3 protein-coding genes are annotated in these 4167 nt (G+C 76.3%); all 3 read right to left on the minus strand.

The features are described 5' to 3' along the window. The coding region (locus tag ACFWI8_RS36100) for a SpoIIE family protein phosphatase (RefSeq protein WP_387100446.1) at positions 1 to 2022 on the minus strand (2022 nt) is incomplete at its 3' end. Positions 2023 to 2083: 61 nt separating this feature from the next. After that, positions 2084 to 2287 (minus strand): SPOR domain-containing protein, encoded by a 204-nt coding sequence (locus ACFWI8_RS36105; RefSeq protein WP_387100449.1) that lies wholly within the window; start codon positions 2285 to 2287, stop codon positions 2084 to 2086. Positions 2288 to 2348: 61 nt separating this feature from the next. Beyond that, on the minus strand, positions 2349 to 3932 hold the full coding sequence (locus ACFWI8_RS36110; RefSeq protein ID WP_387100452.1) for a TPM domain-containing protein: 1584 nt from the start codon (positions 3930 to 3932) through the stop codon (positions 2349 to 2351). Positions 3933 to 4167 lie beyond the last annotated feature (235 nt).

Here is a 4167-nt window from a genome sequence, read left to right on the forward strand (position 1 = left end):
AGGTGAGCGCCGGGGCGTCGGGCCCCCGGGTGGTGCTGGTCGGCCCGCCCGGCTCGGGCAAGTCCACCATCCGCACAGCAGTTCGCACAGCTCGTCGACTCTGGCCAGGATGTCGCCGTCCCTCGTCTCCAGCAGCCCGTCGGTGTAGAGCACGAGCACGGAGCCCTCCGGCACGTCGACGCGCAGCTCCTCGAACGGCACGCCGTCCACGCCGAGCGGCGCCCCGGACGGCAGGTCGAGCGGGCTCGCGGTCCACCGGCCGCTGTCCGCGTCCCTGACCACCAGCACCGGCGGCAGGTGCCCGGCCTTGGCCAGCCGGCACTCCCGGCTCAGCGGGTCGTACTCGGCGTACAGGCAGGTGGCCAGCAGCGGGTCGTCGAGGCTCGGCGCGATGTCCCGGCCCGCGTCGTTGAGCCGGGCCAGCAGGTGGGCCGGGGGCAGGTCGAGCGCGGCCAGGGTGCGCACCGCCGTCCGCAGCCGGCCCATGGCGGCGGCGGCCGGCAGCCCGTGTCCCGTGGCGTCGCCGACGACGAACGCCACCCGGCCGCCGACCAGCGGGATCACGTCGAACCAGTCGCCGCCGACCTCGGTGCCGCGGCTGGCCGGCAGATAGCGGTGCGTGAACCGCACCCCCGGCTGCTCCGGCAACGTCCGTGGCAGCAGGCTGCGTTGCAGGGTGAGCGCGGCGTCCCGCTCCCTGGCGTAGAGGCGGGCGTTGTCCAGCGTGATCCCGGCGCGGGCGGTGAGCTCCATGGCCAGCGCCAGGTCCTCGCCGTCGAAGGCCGGACGGTGTCCGCTGCGGGTGACCACCAGCAGCCCGAGCACCGTGCCGCGGGCCCGCAGCGGCACGGTGATCAGCGAGTTGACGTCGAGTTCGCGCAGCAGCTCCGCGACGCGCGGGTCGTACGCGGTGGCGGCCCGCAACTCGGCCCTGGTCTCGGCGAGGTAGGGCGCGCCGGTGTCGAGCACCGACCGCAGGAAGGGGCCGATCGGTTCGAAGGCCGTCTCCTCGCCCCGCCGCAGGGCACGCCGCACGTCGGGGCGTGGCTCGACGGTCGCGAAGCCGACCTGGAGCAACGGGCCCCGCGCCCGGTCGTGGGCGGTCGGCGGCTCCCCGCCGGAGGCCACCAGGGACAGCAGCTCGACGCCTGCCAGGTCCGCGAAGCGGGGCACGATGGCGCCGGCCAGGGCCTCGCCGATCCGCCGCACGTCGAGCAGGTCGGCGATGGCGCCGCCGACGTCGTCGAGCAGGGCGAGCCGTTGCCTGGCCCGCTCGATCTTGGTCTGCGCGTCGCGGCGCTCGGTGATGTCGAGCACGATGTTGGTGACCCCCATCGGCTGGCCGGCCCGGTCGGTGATCCGCCCGATGGACACCGAGCGCGCCCCGAGCCCGTCGGGTGAGGGCACGACCAGGTCGATCACCGGCTGTCCGGTGCGCAGCACCTCGGTCTGCAGCCCGTGGATCCGCTCGGCCATGGACCGGGGCAGCACGTCGAGCGTGGTCCGGCCGAGCAGCTCGGCATCCGGCAGCCCGGCCAGCCGGGACAGCGCCTCGTTGACCCGGGTGTAGCGCAGCTCGGTGTCGAAGACGCCGATGCCCAGTGGGGAGGCGCTGAACAGGCCGTCCAGGGTGGCGAGGTCCTGTTCGACGGCCCGGAGGCGCTCGTTCTCGACCAGAATGGCGAGAACGAGCGGGGTGCCGTTCGGGTGGTCGAGCAGTTCGGCGCGGGCGCGGAGCTCGACGGGGCGTCCTTCGCGGTGGCTCAGGGTGAGCCGGCCGGTCCAGCGGCGGTGGCGCAGCAGCGTGTCCAGCAGGTCGTGGCCGGGGTCGACGGGCCGGTCGGTGGGGATCAGGCCGGTCAGTGGGCGTCCGACTGCCTGGGCGGCGTCCCAGCCGAGGATCTTCTCCGCCATCGGGCCCCAGAGCAGGATCCGGCCCTCGGAGTCCAGCAGCACCATGCCGACGCGCAGCGCCTCGCCGCGCGCGCCGGGGGCGTTCGGGTTGCCGGGTTCTGTGCTCACGCTCTGCGCCCCCGTCGGGTGCTGGGCCGAATGTCCCTTCCACCCGATTATGTCTGGGGGGTCAGGGGTGTGCGCGAGGCGCCGGCTCCACGCGCTCGACCAGATAGCGGGCGGTGTCGTCCGCGGGGCGCGCGCCGGCGCTCAGCCGGAGGCGCTGGATGAGCCGCTGCGCCTCGGCACGCGTGGCACAGTGCCCTATGCGGTAGCGGCTGCCGTTCTCGTCCTGCCGGATCACCTGCCACGGCTGCAGGTTGGTCCCGTTCATTCATCACCCCCCATCTGCATATGCCAGACCATACGCCAGCACGTCACCGCTCGAACAGAGATCAGGCCATCGGCCCCGACTCGCCGGTGTCGCGCCGCGCCAACGCGCGCCCCTCGACCGCCAGGGCGTCCACCCGCCACGCGATCGGCAGCGCCGTCGCCGGGTCGTTGTGGGCCACCTCCCAGGAGCGCTCAAGCAGGTGAGCCGCCTGCGCGAGCCGGGTGCGCGCCGGCGTGCCGACCGACTCGCGGTGCGCCGTCAGATGATCCTGCGCCGCGGCGAGCGTGGGCGCGGCCGTCAGCAGCGCCTGCTCGAACAGCGAACGGGCCCTGCGGTTGCGATCCTCGCGCTCCCGCCGCGAGGCCAACTCACGCGCCAGCACGGCGTCTGCCCCGCCCAGCCGACGCAGCGCGCCGAACGGGTCGTCCGCCACCATCGCGCGCGCCTCGGCCAGCGCGGCCGCGGCGCGCGCCGACACCTCGCGCAGCGCGTGCTCGCCCCCGGCCTCCGCCAGGTCCGTCTCGGTCTCCACCGCGGCCTGGGCGAACGCGGTCGCGGCCCGCTCCACCTCGGCCACCCACCGGTCCACCCCGTCCACCAGCATCCCGGCGCCCGCCAGCGGCGCCGCGGCCGCGGCGGCGTCGTCCCGGTTCAACGCCTCGGCTCCCCGGGCCGAGCGCGTCCTGGCCGCCGCCGGATGGCCGGCCACCGGCGCCACGGCCGCGGGCCCGAACCGCTCACCCAGCCGGCGCAGCGCCTCCTCGGCCGCCGCGATCCGGTCCGGCAACTCGGCGGCCCCGGCCCGCACCGCCGCCTCGTCCACCTCGGGCCGCGCGGCGGCCAACAACTCACCGGCCTGGCCGCAGCGCAGCTCGATCTCCTCCAGCAGCCGGCGCCGTTCCAGGTCGTTGCGTTCGAGTGCCGGCTCGTCGAGCCGGAAGCGGATCCGCAGCGCCTCCGCCGTTCGGGTGGCGGCCCGGCCAAGCGCGGGCGGCGGCGCGCCCGCCGCGTACGCGTACGCCTCGGCGCGGGTACGGACCGCGTCGTCGGTCTCGATCAGCAACCCCCTGGCCCGGCGGTCGAGTTCGTCGAGCGGCGGATCGTGCGACTGGGTGGGCGGCTCCGTCGACCGCCCCGACCAGCGCAGCGGCACCATCCGGTAGCGGCGGCGCAGGCCGTACCGCGCCAGATAGCCGACGACCACCAACCCGGCGGCGATCAGCGCGATAGGCACCAGCACGGCGTCCGCGCCGCCGCTGCCCACCGCGCCCGGATCCGCCGGCGCGGCGCGCAGCCGCGGCTCGGGCACCGGCTGGTTCCACCGCACGGCGGTGTAGCCGTCGGCGGCGCCGATCGCGGCGCCGGCCCAGTCCCCGAGCCGCAGCGCCGGGCGGATGGCCGACGCCTCCACGCGGGCCAGCTGGGGGGCGGAGAGACCCGAGTGCACATCGGCGGAGAGCGCCTGCGCCCGGTTGTCGGTGCCGATCGCCAGCAGCAGGTCGTAGCGCCCCAGGCCGTTGCGGTCGGCGGCCGCGTCGGCCCGGTCGGTGACCTGCCCTGCCTCGGCGGCGGGCGCCGCCGCCACGCCGACGACGGCGGCGACGGCCACGACGACGGCGGCGGTCCAGCGGGCTCCACGACGCATCCGGCGCACCACCTCCCACCTCGACGGTAAGGGGCGGCGGCGATGGCCGCGCGCCGGCGGTTTCGCTGGGCGCTTGGCCTTGGCAGCCGGCCTGCGGCCTTGTCGGCCTGCGGCCGTGCGGTGCCGCGCCCACCCACCCGCCCCTGGGGGCACCTCCCAGCGTTAGCTGGGGGAGGGTGGCCTCGCGCGGCACGGGCCGCGTGGCCTGGCGGCGCAGCCGCCGCGGGCCTTGTAC

It is taken from the genome of Streptomyces sp. NPDC127098, assembly GCF_042722465.1.
Taxonomy (GTDB): domain Bacteria; phylum Actinomycetota; class Actinomycetes; order Streptomycetales; family Streptomycetaceae; genus Streptomyces; species Streptomyces millisiae.

Bases quoted from the DNA above. Each gene is read 5' to 3' on its own strand.
- ACFWI8_RS36105 (WP_387100449.1), bottom strand. From the start codon at position 2,287: ATGAACGGGACCAACCTGCAGCCGTGGCAGGTGATCCGGCAGGACGAG.
- ACFWI8_RS36110 (WP_387100452.1), bottom strand. From the start codon at position 3,932: ATGCGTCGTGGAGCCCGCTGGACCGCCGCCGTCGTCGTGGCCGTCGCC.